Below are 13,831 nucleotides of genomic sequence, written 5' to 3'. Positions count from 1 at the left end.
CTACATCCGGCGGGCGGTGGATTTGCGGGCAAGATCCTCCAGCGTCGCCGTGACTTCTGGGGAAACTTGAGCGGCGTGCAAGTGCGACAGACCCGACTGCGTTAGCTCACTAATGCGCTGCTCGACGACGTCCGGCGCTCCCGACGCAACGATAATCTCAGCCATACGCGAAATTTCTGCGGGGTCTTCGGTTTGGCCAATGAGGCGACGAAGCTCTGCCGCGGCGGCAGGGTCAGTGGCATCTGCGCGCTGCAGCGCGAGAGAAAGCAAGACAGTGCGTTTACCTTCGCGAAGATCATCACCGGCCGGTTTACCGGTAATAGCAGGGTCACCAAAGACGCCAAGGAGGTCATCACGAAGCTGAAAGGCGATACCAATATCGCGGCCATAGCCGCGGAAGGCAGCGATGAGCTTCTCCGATGCCCCTGCCACAGCCGCGCCTAGATGGAGGGGGCGTTCGATGGTGTAGGCAGCCGTCTTAAACCGGTTGACGGAGTCTGCCAAGGAAGCATCCTCGGACCCCTCAGCCTCAAGTGAGATATCCAGCATCTGGCCGCCAATCACCTCGCGGCGCATACCGCGCCAGGGGGCGCGCACGCGGGCAAGAGCCTCAGAGCTCAGGCCTGAATCCTGGAGCATGTCTTCTGCCCAGACCAGTGCCATATCGCCGATGAGGATGGCTAGCGATTGACCGAAGAAATCTGAGTCCCCATTCAATCCCAACTCGCGGTGGCGGGCAGCGACGCCTCGGTGAACTGTGGGGTTTCCACGCCGGGTGTCCGAGGCATCCACAATGTCATCGTGGATAAGAGCGCACGCTTGGATGAACTCGAGTGAGGAGGCAGCGCGCAGCATTGCCTCCGGCGATTCCGTTCCCTCTAGACCGCGCGCACCCACGAAGCCAGCCCAGGCGTAGAGCGGGCGGATGCGTTTTCCACCATCGAGGACAAAGGATTCCAAGTAGGAGATGGCGTTGGTTACCGGCTGGCCAATAGCGGCGATGGAGTCTCGCTGCTCTTCAAGAAAGAGGGCGAGCTCAGCGCGCACAGCAGCGGGGATATCGTCCAAGGAAGGAATCTTCGGTTCAGTCACACCTGCCACGATACCTGGCAGGGGTGAGCAGGTTAGGCGCCAGGTTGGGTGGTGTCGACGGGCGTGAGCGGTACCGAGGACTGCAGGATGGCGAAAGGCCGCGAATCGGCGGGGTAGTAGAGCTGGCGTAGAAAGTCCGTGAAACCCATGCGGCGATATAGGCGGAAAGCGGAGTTGGCTTCGTCTGGATGCTCGGGGGTGGATAGGAGAATATAGCGCGCCGGGAGGTTCCAGGCGAGGGCTTCGAGAATGCTGCGGCCAAGCCCGTGACCCTGTTCTGCTGGGCGGACATGGATTTCTGCGAGCTCAAAATAATTGTGGAGGATGTCCTCCTGCTCCGGGCTGGGGCCGCCAATAGTCATCAGTGCTCGGCGAAGTTGCCTATCCCACCACGTATCAGGGGAGCCCAGGAAACCGTAGGCAAAGCCGGAGATTCCGTACTCGGTGGTGGCGACTACGCAGGAAAACCCCGGCCGCATGAGGTCTGACTTCCAGCGGGCGATCGAGTTGTCACGCATTGCAGGTGAGTAGCCCATGGCCTCGATATAGATGTCTACCAACTGCGGAAGAGCGATCGCGAACTCTTGGGGGCTCAAGCGGCGCAGCGTATAACTCACAGTTCTAATAACAGCAGATCAGCACAGCTGGCGAAAGCGAAACCGAAAAATGGGCAATGGCTTCCTCGTGTTAATGTTCGAAAAACGTCAAAGTGATGAGCTTGAACCATTGCCTAAATCGAACATGTGAACTAATATTAGGAGTGAATGTACGGAGGTGGTTCTACAGTGAGTCGCAGAAACGCAGGACAACGTCTCAAGCAAACGTTACAGGCAAATATCGCAGGTACACGCGCGGTGGGCGTGGTTATGGAAAACAAGGAGGAGTGGTCATGTCACAGGTAATTTCAGCAACGGCGGCGGCGCGGGGGCGTAAGCGAGATTCGCTGCAGGGCGTCCGGCGCGATCGCTTCGTAGCTCAGGCCCTCGATTTGCTTGCCGGTGCCCGTGCGAGCGCTGCGCGCGGCCGCTTCGAGGATGCTCTTGAGATGGCCTATCGTGCATCGCTGCGTGCAGCAGGGGCGCGAGTAGCAGCGTCGTCGGTGTCCCGGCGTCGCCGTCTGCCTACCTCTGCATGGGAGCAGGTTGCCCTGATAGGTCCGGCGGACGCTCAGTGGGCAGCAGAGTTTAAGGACTACTCGCGGGTGCGCTCCCGTGTGGCATCGGGAATGGATCCAGTTCCCAATGAGGATGCCGTCTTTGAGTATCTGGCGCTCGCTGCGCGATATGTGGACGCGACCGAATCTGAACTCGGCTTCGGTGGTATGGCTGCGTAGCGAGATTGGCAGCAAAATGCAGTCATTATTGTGATTGCGGTGACGTAGCGGCCGGGTGCAGGGGGACGGACTGTCTTTGCGGGAACTATCTCGCTACTCTTGACGTTATAGAGGTAGATATCCCCTAAAAAGACCTCGTTTACCCGAAACTCACTACGGAGGACGCTGTGGCCCTTTCTGAGCAAGAACAGCAAGCGCTGCGTGAAATTGAGCAGTCGTTGCTGGCCAATGACCCTGACTTTGGTGCGTCTGTGTCTGGCGATTCCTCCTTTGGTGGGGGAACAGGCGCCATTACCCTCCGCGGCGTGGCACTCGTTGTCGTCGGCCTGTGCATGATGGTGGGCGGTATCGCCCTCGCACAGCAGTCGCTGTGGTTTATCGCACTCTCCATTCTCGGCTTCCTTGTGATGTTTGGCGCAGGTGTCTGGATGTTGCGTGGAAACTCTGAGGACTCGTTGATGTCTGTTTCTGCGCCGTCATCGCCCCGTGCCAAGCAGTCGAAGAAGCGAAATGGTGGTATGGGTGACCGTTTGGAAGATAACTTCCGCCGTCGCTTCGAGGAGCGTTAAAAGCTCTCATTAGTTTTCAGCGCCGCACTCCTTTCCGGTGATGACGTTAGTCATCGCGTGTAGGAGGTGCGGCGCTTTTGTGATCTGTCGGGGCGTACCGCTGTGCCCCCACTGCACCCCACATTCCCCACTTTGTCCCACTGGGGTGGCCGTGAGGGTGTTGGTTCCCGTGCTGGGCGGATAACTGGGAGTCAACTTTTGGTTGATTCTGCAGGAAGCGGGGAGCTGTAGGGGGAATAGTGGGTAAAGCTACCCAAGTTGCACATGATTCTAAAGTGTTAGATGGGGTTATTTGGAAGGTGTGTCAAGGGGGTGATGGGGAATTTCCCCCACTGAAAAACGGGCTATTTATCTGCGGTTATAGTGAGACACGCGTGTGTATTTTGCCTTCAAGGTGTGGAAGGTGGGGGAAAGTGGGGTAGAGTGGGGCGTAGCGGAGGAGAGTTGATCTCTTGTCGCGAGAGGAATCCGGAGTTTTCGAGTGACAGGAAGGTGGACCCGGGATGTTTCTCGGTACCTACACTCCCAAGCTCGATGACAAAGGGCGGCTCACGCTTCCGGCGAAGTTTCGTGAAGAACTGGCCGGTGGCCTCATGGTCACCAAGGGGCAGGATCATTCGCTCGCGGTGTATCCGCGGGAGGAGTTCGCGGCACGAGCCAGGAAAGCAGCGGCTGTGTCACGTACCAACCCAGACGCGCGTGCGTTTATCCGTAACTTGGCGGCAAGTGCGGACGAGCAGCGTCCTGATGGGCACGGGCGTATCACGTTGTCCGCGGGTCACCGCGAATACGCAAACCTCACCAAGGAGTGCGTAGTCGTTGGCTCAGTTGATTTCCTCGAAATCTGGGACGCAGCCGCGTGGGCTGAGTACCAGGCGCAAACTGAAGACGCTTATTCGGCAGCAGATGCCGACGACGTGCTTGCCGGTCTTTTGTAAGGCCGGGACAACAGGAGTGCGTGTACGGACTCTGCCCGAGGAAGATGATCTGGTGTACTTCCCCGACATCAGAAGCCTTCCTCGGACAGGGCCCTATACGCACTCAATCTTTATCGACCAAACCAGACAGCGAACTCAGGCGCCTTGAGGAAGGGGGACAGCGGGCTGTGGCACAGGATGAGACCATCACCTACGACGTGAACGACAACCACGGTCACGTACCCGTCATGCGTGAGCGCATGGCGCAGTTGCTGGCACCCGCAGTTGAGGCGGCAGGGGAGAATGCCGTCATCGTGGACGGCACGCTAGGGGCGGGCGGCCACAGTGAGTACTTCCTCCAGAAGTTCCCTTCCGTGCGCATTATTGGCGTGGATAGGGATGGGCAATCATTGAGCAATGCCTCGCAGCGCCTCTCCGCTTTCCCTGATCGCTTTGTTGGAGTTAATGCCCGTTTCGATGAGGTCGGAGGCGCTATTGCGCGTGGTGAACACGAGATTTTCGTTGCTGCCCGCAACAACGGCGTGGCGGGAGCGCTCTTTGACTTAGGTGTGTCCTCCATGCAGCTCGACCAAGTGGACCGTGGCTTTGCGTATAAGACAGATGCACCGCTGGATATGCGTATGGACCCGAGTCAAGGGATAACGGCTGCAGATGTGCTCAATACCTACAGCCACGGTGACCTCGCCCGCGTGCTCAAAACCTATGGTGATGAACGTTTTGCCGGCAAGATTGCCTCCGCAGTGCTCAAAGAACGGGAGAAGGAACCCTTCACCACGTCTGCTCGTCTCGTCGAGTTGCTGTATGACGTGATTCCGGCAGCAACTCGCCGCACCGGAGGGCACCCAGCGAAACGTACTTTTCAGGCGCTGCGCGTGGAGGTTAACCGGGAACTTGAGGCCATCGAGCAGGTTATTCCCGTCATTACGGATGCGCTTTCCGTTGGCGGGCGTGCGGTGTTCATGAGCTACCAGTCCCTCGAGGACCGCATTGTGAAGCAGGCCTTCAAAGAGCTCAGCACTTCCACCACTCCGGCAGGTTTACCGATGGATCTTCCCGGGACAGCCGCCCACTATTCCATCGTGACGCGTGGTGCGGAAAAGGCCAGCGAGGAAGAAATGGCTGAAAACTCGCGGGCCGCGTCAGTACGCGTTCGCGCCTTGGAACGAGTGGATGGAACCCCGTCGTTCCATGACCCGGGAGGAACATCATGACGCTTCGAGACCGCACAGCCCTTTCCCGCCACCACGAGAGGACCCCTACCATGGGAGCAAGCCGCGATTTCACCACTGGATCCGACCACGCTGGTCGGTCAACCGCGCTGCTTGAGCGCAGCCGCCGCACGACTCCGCTGCCCAGCCGTTCCCCGCACCGCGGAACCGTGCCTACTCGCCGCAAGAGTGAGGGGCTGCGTGGAGGCCGTCTCGGCTCGAAGCAGGTCGTCAGCAACCGCGGGCGCCGCGTCGTTCATAAGCCCCAGAACAATGGACGCTTTGCGCGGCTGTCAGTCATCGCCATTACTTTGCTTATCACTGGCGTCGTAGGGGCGATGTGGCTATCAGGTCTGTCGACTTCGCAAACGTTCAAGATTCAACAGCTCACGGCACATGAATCAACGCTTGATAACCAGCTGGAGACCCTCAACCGGGACTTGGAGAATGTTCGCTCAGCCTCGGATGTTGCCCGCCGGGCGCACGAAGCCAAAATGGGCATCCCAGTGCAGCCGGGCATCGTTGAAGTAAATGGCGAGGGCAAGCTTGAAGAGAAACGAGAAGCCACTCCCGAGATGGAATCCGTCGTGGACGTCAACGGCGAGCCAGTTCGCCCGGGCCGTGCTTCGAGTGATCCCAACGCTACGGCCAATATGTCCGACAACCTCAATGCTCGTCCGAACCTCCACAATGGTCAGCCACACCGGGACGATGCAGAGCGCGATGCTTCTGCGGAGCATGAGGGCCACGCGGAAGAATCTGCCCCGGCAGAAGGCGGCGTGGAGCTTCCGGATATTCCGGCACAGGCGCCCTACGCAGCTCGCGGTTAGATTCCGACCACTGCCCGCGCGTGCCTGCGAGGGCACGCGGTGATCATAGGGCACAATTCGGGGGTAAGTAGGCTCGCCGCTCGCGGCGGCAAACCAGGCCCATCTGCTGCAGAAAGAAAGGTGACGTGTGACTCCACCACACAACGGTGGTCGGCGCCCGAGGCGCCCTTCCACGGCCCGTGCTTCCCAACCACGTGGCACAGCGCACCAGCCCCGGCAGCGATATGAGGCCGATAGGGTTATCCCCGCGACGCGAGACAAGAATCCGCGGACCGGCAAACCGGCCGTCAGCCAGCAGAAGACGATGCGCCGTCGCGTACACGTTGTCGCTTCACTGTTGCTCGTCGTCATGCTGGCGTGGATGGGGCGTCTAGCCTGGGTACAAATCGTGTGGGGGCCAGACCTCGCAGCGAAGGCCGCCGCTCAGCGAACCCGCGTCTATATCGACACCGCTGGCCGTGGTGAGATTCTTGACCGCGACGGACAGCGCCTTGCTTACACCATGCGCGCTCGTTCGCTGACAGTATCGCCAACGCGTCTGCGCGATGAATTGCGCCAGCAAGAAAAGCTCGAGGCCGTCAACACCGCTGAGTACGCGGGCCTTGCCCCTGATGCCCAGGAGTCCTTCCTCGATAACAAGCTCAATGACCGCCTCACCGAAATGGCGGACGGCATCCCGAAGATGCTCAAAGATGCTGGCATCGATGCCGGGGATGTGGACTCCGACCAGATTATGGACAAGCTCCGCGCTGACACGCAGTACGAGGTGCTCGTTCGCAACGTAGACCCGGATGTCGCAGTGGAAATTTCGGAGCAGTTCCACGGTCTTGCTGCCGATGAACAGCAGATTCGTCAGTACCCTAACGGCTCGATCGCGGAAAACGTTATCGGCAAGGTGTCCATGGATGGGCAGGGCCAGTTTGGATTTGAGGCCTCCGGAGACACCACGCTGACCGGCATTGACGGTAGCTCCACCGAAGATGTCTCCGCCAGCGGTCAGGTTATCCCGGGTACCCTCCGCGACCAAGTGCCGACTACCGACGGCAAGAACGTTACCTTGACTCTTGACCTCGACCTGCAGACCTACGTCCAGCAAAAGCTGGAGAAGGCGAAGGCAAATTCCAAGGCTAAGAGTGCTGAAGCAGTGGTTCTTGATGCCGCCACCGGACAAGTCCTCGCCATGGCGAACACGGACACTATCGATCCGAACAAGGACATTGAGAAGCAGCTGGACAAGGATAAAACCTTCGATAATCTCAGTATTTCCCATCCTTTCGAGCCGGGGTCGGTAGCCAAGATTATTACCGCAGCGGCAACTATTGAAGAAGGGTTGACCGATCCTGATGAGGTCCATCAGGTGCCTGGTTCCATTGATATGGCCGGTGTGACCGTGAACGACGCGTGGCCACACGGCGTCGAGCCGTATACGACCACGGGTGTCTTTGGTAAGTCGTCGAACGTGGGTACTCTCATGTTGGCTGAGCGCCTAGGACAGGAAAAGTACGCCGACTATCTTAAGAAGTTCGGGCTCGGCCAAACCTCGGGCATTGAGCTTCCCAACGAGTCGCCTGGCCTCGTTCCTGCGCTGTCACAGTGGTCCGGCGGTACTTTTGCCAATCTGCCGATCGGCCAAGGACAGTCGTGGACTGCTCTGCAGCTCGCGTCGATTTACCAGACCCTGGCCAATGACGGTGAGCGCATTGAACCGCGCATCATTGATTCCATCACCGGTCCAGATGGCACAAAGGAAGAACTTGAGGAGCCAGAAAAGACACAAGTGGTGAGCCCCGAAACGGCACGCACCGTGGTGGATATGTTCCGCGCGGTCTTCCAATCCGATGAGCAGGGTATCAACAACGGCACTGCCGGCAACGCAAAAATTGAGGGTTACCAGCTTTCCGGTAAAACCGGTACTGCGCAGAAGGTAGATGAAGAGACCGGTGCCTACTCCAATTCCAAGTACTGGATCACGTTTGCGGGCATCGCGCCTGCCGACGACCCCCGTTTCGTCGTTGCCGTCATGCTTGACGAGCCAGAGTCCGGCGTGAACGACGATGGTTCTGGCGGCCAGTCGGCTGCACCAGTCTTCAGCGACATCGCCGCATGGCTGCTCAACCGCGACAACATTCCACCGTCACCACCGGCCCCGCCGCTGACGTTGCGTGCCGAGTAGGCCTTATCGAGTCAGTACACGATAGAAAATAGAAGAACAACGAAGAGGAGACACAGTGACAAGCAGCATCAGCCTTGAGCGCCTGGCGGACATTGCCGGCGGCCGCGTGATCGGGGATGCCTCGGTCACCGTAGACTCGTGTGGCCTTAATTCCGCCACGCTGGCACCGGGTGGACTGTTCGCTGCGCTGCCTGGTACTCGCGTGCATGGCGCGCGTTATGCCGCGGATACCCCGGCGGCAGCCATCCTCACTGATGAGGAAGGACAGACCCTCCTTGTTGAAGTAGGGGAGTCCCGACCCATCCTCGTGGTGGAGGATATTCGCGCCACCCTCGGTCTCGTAGCCGCGGAGATATATGGGCACCCCACTGAAAAGCTCACCGTTCTCGGCGTAACGGGCACGTCGGGTAAGACCACGACGAGTTACCTCCTCGAGGCCGGTCTCCTTCACGCTGGCTATTCGGTGGGCCTCATCGGAACGACGGGTACCCGCATCAATCGCGAGCCGGTGCCGACGTCCCTGACCACCCCAGAGGCCCCGACCCTTCAAGAACTGTTTGCCCGTATGTTGTCTGAGGGCGTGACCCACGTGGTCATGGAGGTCTCTTCCCATGCCCTGGAGCTGGGGCGCGTGCGGGGCACGCGGTTCGACGTCGGTGGCTTTAGTAATCTGAGCCAGGACCACTTGGATTTCCATCCCACGATGGAAGACTACTTCGAAGCCAAAGCCGCGCTTTTCGACGGCCCCCAAGCCGCCGAACGCGCCGTCATCTGCGTCGATGATGACTGGGGCAAGCGCATGGCGAAACGTGCGGCAGCACTACCGCTTACACGCGTTGCAACACAGGGCGAGGCTGATATCACCGCACGCCAACTCAGCACTGAAGCCACCGGTGCCCAGCAGGTGGACTTGACCATTGCCGCCAGCGGCACGTCCTATGAATTCCGTCTTCCTCTGCCAGGTGAATTCAATATCGCTAATGCAGCCCTGGCGACTGGCATGGCCGCAGCCATTGGACTCGACCCGCAGACATTCCTCGAAGGCGTGGAAAAAGTCGCCGTGCCTGGACGCATGGAACGCATTGACCGCGGCCAGGACTTCGTGGCGGTCGTGGACTATGCACACAAGCCAGCCGCCATCGCCGCGGTACTTGATACCTTGCGTGGACAGCTGGAGGGAACGTCCGGCCGTATCGGCATTGTCGTCGGTGCTGGCGGTGACCGCGATTCCTCCAAGCGCCCGCTGATGGGAGCCGCGGCCGCGAAACGCGCCGACTTGACCGTTGTAACCGACGACAACCCCCGCACCGAAGATCCCGCCACTATCCGCGCGGCCGTCATTAAAGGCGCCCGTGAAGCGAACCCCGATGGCGATATTCGTGAAGCAGACTCCCGCGCCGCAGCTATCGACGAAGTCGTTGCGTGGGCACGGCCCGGTGACGCCGTCATTGTCGTAGGCAAAGGCCACGAAGTAGGCCAGCTCATTGGTGAGACGATGCACCACTTCGACGACCGCGAAGAAATGGCACGAGCCCTCGACGAGGTTCTTCGTCATAGCGCGAATCAGGCCTCAGCGGGGTACCGTGACAGCGACGATGATTCTCAGTCCAAGGAGGACGCATGATCGCCTTAAGCCTCAGCGAGATCGCTCAGATCACCGGCGGCCGTCTCGATCACGTTGAGAATCCGGATGCCCAGGTCACCGGCTTCGTCGAATTCGATTCCCGCAAAGTTACCCCGGGTGGCCTTTTCGTCGCACTGCCGGGGGCGCGCGTCGACGGCCACGACTTTGCCGCGACCGCTATCGAGAAAGGCGCGGTTGCCGTTCTCGCCGCACGCCCGGTCGGCGTTCCAGCCGTCATTGTGGAGCCGCGTGGGCGCGCCGAAGGTGATGGCGCCAATGCGGATATCTATGCCAACGATGAGGACGGCTCTGCGGCGGCGGTTGTCTACGCATTGTCCGCTCTGGCTCGCGCGGTTACCCTGCGTTTGGCACAGCACGAACTCAACATCGTGGGCGTGACCGGTTCTGCCGGCAAGACCTCTACCAAAGACCTCATCGCCACGATTTTCCGCTCAGTGGGGGAGACCGTGGCACCACCGGGTTCCTTCAACAACGAGATCGGCCTGCCCTATACGGCCCTGCGCTGTGATGAGCATACCCAGTACCTCGTCGCCGAGATGTCTGCTCGCGGTATTGGCCACATTCGCCACCTCACCGACATCACCGCTCCGCGTATCGGCGTGGTTCTCAACGTTGGCTCTGCCCATTTGGGCGAGTTCGGCTCGCGCGAGAACATCGCGAAGGCTAAAGGCGAGCTCGTCGAGGCATTGCCCACCGCAGCCGAGGGCGGAGTCGCCGTTCTCAATGCCGATGATCCCTTCGTTGCCGCTATGGCGCCCCGCACACACGCCAAGGTGGTGTACTACTCCACGGAGACCCGCCGTGGTGGTGCTCCGGCGGCGCAGTACTTTGCCACGGACATTGTGCTTGACGACGTCGCCCGCCCCTCCTTCACCCTGCATAGCCCCGACGCCCCACCAGTGGACGTCAAGCTGCAAGTCTTCGGCTCCCACCAGGTTTCCAACGCGCTGGCGGCTGCAGCCGCGGCGATAGAGCTGGGGATGTCTGCACAGGCAGTGGCCAATGCGCTTTCTGGGCATCGCAACGCCTCGGAACACCGTATGGACGTGCGCACCCGCCGGGATGGCGTCACCATTATCGATGATTCCTACAACGCCAACCCAGATTCCATGCGCGCTGCCATCGCAGCCTTGGCCTACACTGCCGCCGCGCGTCCTGATGCACGCGCCATCGCCGTATTGGGGGAGATGGGAGAGCTCGGCAATGACGCTGAGTCAGCGCACCGCCAACTGGGTGAGGTCCTGTCGAAATACCACGTTAGTCACCTCATCGGAGTGGGAGAAAGCGCCAACTGCCGGGCGATGACGGAGGCTGCGGCCGAGCAGGGTATAAATACAATGGTGTGCGCCGATGCCGCTGCCGCTGCGAAAGCGGTCGAGGGTATCTTGCGCGCGGCCCCGGGAGGGGTCGATGACTGGGCCAACCGCACTGTCAAGGACGTGGTCTTGGTGAAGGCATCTAATGCCCAGCGGCTCTGGTTGGTCGCGGAAGAGCTGAACCACAGCTAGCCGCTAGAAAGGACTTCAAGCACGTGACTCAGATCATCATCGCTGGTGTGGTCAGCTTCCTCGTGGCGATCTTTACCACCCCGGTACTCATCCGGTACTTCTCTGACGCCGGCCGCGGTCAGGAGATCCGTGAAGACGGGCCTAAATCGCACCTGCGCAAACGCGGAACCCCCACCATGGGTGGCCTCGCCATCCTGGCGGGCATCCTGGTGGCGTACCTCGTCGTAGGCTTCTATGGCAGGCTCACTGGTCATGTGGGATTTACCGCGTCCGGTGTGCTCGTCCTTGGTCTTACCTTGGGCCTGGGTGCCGTGGGCTTTGCGGATGACTTCATCAAGTTGTTTAAGAAGCGCAACCTGGGCCTCAACAAGACCGCCAAGCTCGTCAGCCAACTCGCGCTGTCCCTGCTCTTCGGTTTCTTGGTGCTGCGCTTCCCCAATGAAGAGGGGCTTACCCCAGGATCCACCAAGCTGTCCTTTACCCGTGACCTGAAGACCTTCGACCTCGCAGTCGGGGGAGCGGTGGTGGGCACCATCGTGTTCCTTATCTTCATGTACATCCTCATCGCGGCGTGGTCGAACGCGGTGAACCTTACTGACGGCCTCGACGGACTTGCAGCAGGTGTGACGGCCATCGTTATGGGCTCCTACTCGCTCATGACCTTCTGGCAGTTCCGCTATTCCTGCGCCTCCGAGTTCACCGCTGGTTGCTACCAGGTCCGTGATCCGCTTGACCTTGCGGTCCTCGCCGCTGCCGGCCTGGGCGGCTGCTTGGGTTTCCTGTGGTGGAACGCTGCACCGGCCAAGATCTTCATGGGCGATACCGGATCCTTGGCTCTGGGTGGCCTCGTTGCTGGTATTTCCGTGGCCAGCCGCACGGAGCTGCTGATGATTGTCATCGGTGCTCTCTTCGTTATTGAGACGGTGTCTGTGGTCATCCAGATTGTTGTCTTCCGCACCACCGGCAAGCGCTTTTTCCGCATGGCTCCGATCCACCATCACTTTGAAAACGGCGGCTGGGCGGAGACAGCCGTGGTGGTCCGCTTCTGGCTGCTGGCAGCAATGGCTGCCATGGCCGGCGTGGCAATCTTCTACGGTGACTGGCTCACCGCCAGCGGCATTGGCTTAAGCGCATGAGCCCACGTCCTGATTTCCTCAACGGCCGCGTCCTCATAGCCGGCGCAGGTGTGTCTGGTCGCGGGTGCGCCGCCGTGCTTGCGGGCCTAGGCGTGGACATCACCGTCGCGGACGGTAATGCGGAATCTCGAGCACGTCTCGAGTCGGAATTGGGCGTCGCTACCGTGGACACTGACACGGTGGATTGGGCGGACTATTCCCTCGTAGTGACCTCCCCGGGCTGGCGCCCGGATTCCCCGCTCCTCGCCGCCGCGGCTTCCCGTGGCCTCGACGTCATCGGCGATGTCGAGCTGGCCTATCGCTTGGACCTCGCCGAAGTATTCGGCGCACCACGCCGTTGGTTGGCCATCACTGGCACCAACGGCAAGACCACGACCACGGGCATGCTCGCGGCCATCATGGCTGCGGATGAGCAGCGCTCTGGCCTGCGTTCCCAAGCAGTAGGCAACATCGGTATTTCTCCCTTCGATGCCCTCGCAGCAACTCCCCGCGTGGATATCCTCGTGGCAGAACTGTCCTCCTTCCAGCTGCACTGGTCTTCCCAGTTGCACCCAGAGGTGGGTGCGCTTCTCAACCTGGCTGACGATCACCTAGACTGGCACGGCTCCTTTGACGCCTATGCCGCGGATAAAGCAAAGATCCTGGGCGGGGACCATGCCGTGATCGGCCTGGACGATGACTACGTGAGCACACACTACGGCCACACTGAGCCGCCCCGCATCGGCTTTACCCATACCGAGCCAGCCCCAGGACAGGTCGGTGTGAGCGCCGGAGGGCTCTTCATTAACGACGTCGCCGGAGTCACGGCCACCGTCATCGAGGACGTGACGACCCTCCAACCTGCGGGCCTGGCCGGCGTGCTCGATGCCGCGGCAGCTGCGGCCGTCGCTGCCCGTGCAGGAGCCCATCCTGCGTCCATCACGGAAGGGCTCCAGTCCTATGTTGTTGCCGGACACCGCGGCGAAATCGTGCACGATCACGCAGGCGTGACCTTCATCGACAATTCCAAAGCCACCAACCCGCATGCGGCTGAAATCGCCCTGCGCGGCCTGGACTCTGTGGTGTGGGTCGCCGGCGGTCAGCTCAAAGGCGCAGACGTGAGTGAATTGCTGCGTACCCACGCGGACAGGATAAAGGCGGCGGTTCTGGTGGGCGTCGATAAGCACCTGCTCGCCCAAGCCCTCACCAAGGCCGCACCACACGTGCCCATCGTGTTGGTGGAAAGCCGCGACCCCCAAGCCGCTATGGACGAGGCCGTGGCAGCGGCGGTGCAACACGCCGACGCCGGCGATACCGTACTTTTGGCACCGGCTGCGGCATCGTTGGATATGTACACCGGAATGAGCCAGCGCGGCGACATGTTTGCCGCCGCCGCCCGCCGTCTCGCCCGCTAACCAGG

The 13,831-nt window shown here is 60.6% G+C and carries 12 protein-coding genes; 10 read left to right on the top strand and 2 right to left on the bottom strand.

Annotation, left to right across the window (positions count from 1 at the left end; genetic code table 11):
- Nucleotides 1-1,092: a polyprenyl synthetase family protein gene (locus tag NX84_RS09365; RefSeq protein WP_039676114.1), complete on the bottom strand. Its 1,092-nt coding sequence runs from the start codon at nucleotides 1,090-1,092 to the stop codon at nucleotides 1-3.
- Between the two features lie 32 nt (nucleotides 1,093-1,124).
- Nucleotides 1,125-1,709, bottom strand: coding sequence for a GNAT family N-acetyltransferase (locus NX84_RS09360; protein ID WP_039676113.1), 585 nt, complete (start codon nucleotides 1,707-1,709; stop codon nucleotides 1,125-1,127).
- A gap of 272 nt (nucleotides 1,710-1,981) precedes the next feature.
- Between NX84_RS09360 and NX84_RS09355 the strand changes: the two genes are divergently transcribed.
- The 10 genes from NX84_RS09355 (at nucleotide 1,982) to murD (ending at nucleotide 13,826) form a co-directional block, all read left to right on the top strand.
- Entirely contained in the window at nucleotides 1,982-2,425 is a 444-nt protein-coding gene (locus tag NX84_RS09355) for an SAV_6107 family HEPN domain-containing protein (protein ID WP_039676111.1), read from the top strand.
- Between the two features lie 167 nt (nucleotides 2,426-2,592).
- Nucleotides 2,593-2,994, top strand: coding sequence for a DUF3040 domain-containing protein (locus NX84_RS09350; RefSeq protein WP_039676109.1), 402 nt, complete (start codon nucleotides 2,593-2,595; stop codon nucleotides 2,992-2,994).
- A 503-nt stretch (nucleotides 2,995-3,497) separates the two neighbouring features.
- Entirely contained in the window at nucleotides 3,498-3,932 is a 435-nt protein-coding gene (gene mraZ / locus NX84_RS09345; RefSeq protein WP_010190539.1) for a division/cell wall cluster transcriptional repressor MraZ, read from the top strand.
- 167 nt (nucleotides 3,933-4,099) lie between these two features.
- Nucleotides 4,100-5,143 (top strand): 16S rRNA (cytosine(1402)-N(4))-methyltransferase RsmH, encoded by a 1,044-nt coding sequence (gene rsmH / locus NX84_RS09340; protein WP_039676105.1) that lies wholly within the window; start codon nucleotides 4,100-4,102, stop codon nucleotides 5,141-5,143.
- Between the two features lie 50 nt (nucleotides 5,144-5,193).
- Complete coding sequence (gene ftsL / locus NX84_RS09335; RefSeq protein ID WP_231913800.1) at nucleotides 5,194-5,970, top strand: cell division protein FtsL; 777 nt, start codon at nucleotides 5,194-5,196, stop codon at nucleotides 5,968-5,970.
- 304 nt (nucleotides 5,971-6,274) lie between these two features.
- Complete coding sequence (locus NX84_RS09330) at nucleotides 6,275-8,143, top strand: peptidoglycan D,D-transpeptidase FtsI family protein (RefSeq protein ID WP_039676101.1); 1,869 nt, start codon at nucleotides 6,275-6,277, stop codon at nucleotides 8,141-8,143.
- Between the two features lie 55 nt (nucleotides 8,144-8,198).
- A complete protein-coding gene (locus NX84_RS09325) occupies nucleotides 8,199-9,767 on the top strand; it encodes a UDP-N-acetylmuramoyl-L-alanyl-D-glutamate--2,6-diaminopimelate ligase (protein ID WP_039676100.1) in 1,569 nt (522 codons plus the stop codon).
- Complete coding sequence (locus tag NX84_RS09320; RefSeq protein ID WP_039676099.1) at nucleotides 9,764-11,296, top strand: UDP-N-acetylmuramoyl-tripeptide--D-alanyl-D-alanine ligase; 1,533 nt, start codon at nucleotides 9,764-9,766, stop codon at nucleotides 11,294-11,296. Before NX84_RS09325 ends, NX84_RS09320 begins: the two co-directional genes overlap by 4 nt.
- Before the next feature lie 23 nt (nucleotides 11,297-11,319).
- Nucleotides 11,320-12,432: a phospho-N-acetylmuramoyl-pentapeptide-transferase gene (gene mraY / locus NX84_RS09315; RefSeq protein WP_039676097.1), complete on the top strand. Its 1,113-nt coding sequence runs from the start codon at nucleotides 11,320-11,322 to the stop codon at nucleotides 12,430-12,432.
- A complete protein-coding gene (gene murD, locus NX84_RS09310) occupies nucleotides 12,429-13,826 on the top strand; it encodes a UDP-N-acetylmuramoyl-L-alanine--D-glutamate ligase (protein WP_039676095.1) in 1,398 nt (465 codons plus the stop codon). Before mraY ends, murD begins: the two co-directional genes overlap by 4 nt.
- Nucleotides 13,827-13,831: the final 5 nt, after the last annotated feature.

The organism is Corynebacterium minutissimum (assembly GCF_000805675.1).
GTDB lineage: Bacteria > Actinomycetota > Actinomycetes > Mycobacteriales > Mycobacteriaceae > Corynebacterium > Corynebacterium minutissimum.
The sequence above is the reverse complement of the archived record's forward strand: the minus strand, read 5'-3'. Positions and strand labels throughout refer to the sequence as shown.

Excerpts from the sequence above, each read along its gene's own strand:
- NX84_RS09355 (WP_039676111.1), top strand. The coding sequence starts at position 1,982 with ATGTCACAGGTAATTTCAGCAACGGCGGCGGCGCGGGGGCGTAAGCGA.
- mraZ (WP_010190539.1), top strand. The coding sequence starts at position 3,498 with ATGTTTCTCGGTACCTACACTCCCAAGCTCGATGACAAAGGGCGGCTC.
- ftsL (WP_231913800.1), top strand. The coding sequence starts at position 5,194 with ATGGGAGCAAGCCGCGATTTCACCACTGGATCCGACCACGCTGGTCGG.
- NX84_RS09330 (WP_039676101.1), top strand. The coding sequence starts at position 6,275 with ATGCGCCGTCGCGTACACGTTGTCGCTTCACTGTTGCTCGTCGTCATG.
- NX84_RS09320 (WP_039676099.1), top strand. The coding sequence starts at position 9,764 with ATGATCGCCTTAAGCCTCAGCGAGATCGCTCAGATCACCGGCGGCCGT.
- murD (WP_039676095.1), top strand. The coding sequence starts at position 12,429 with ATGAGCCCACGTCCTGATTTCCTCAACGGCCGCGTCCTCATAGCCGGC.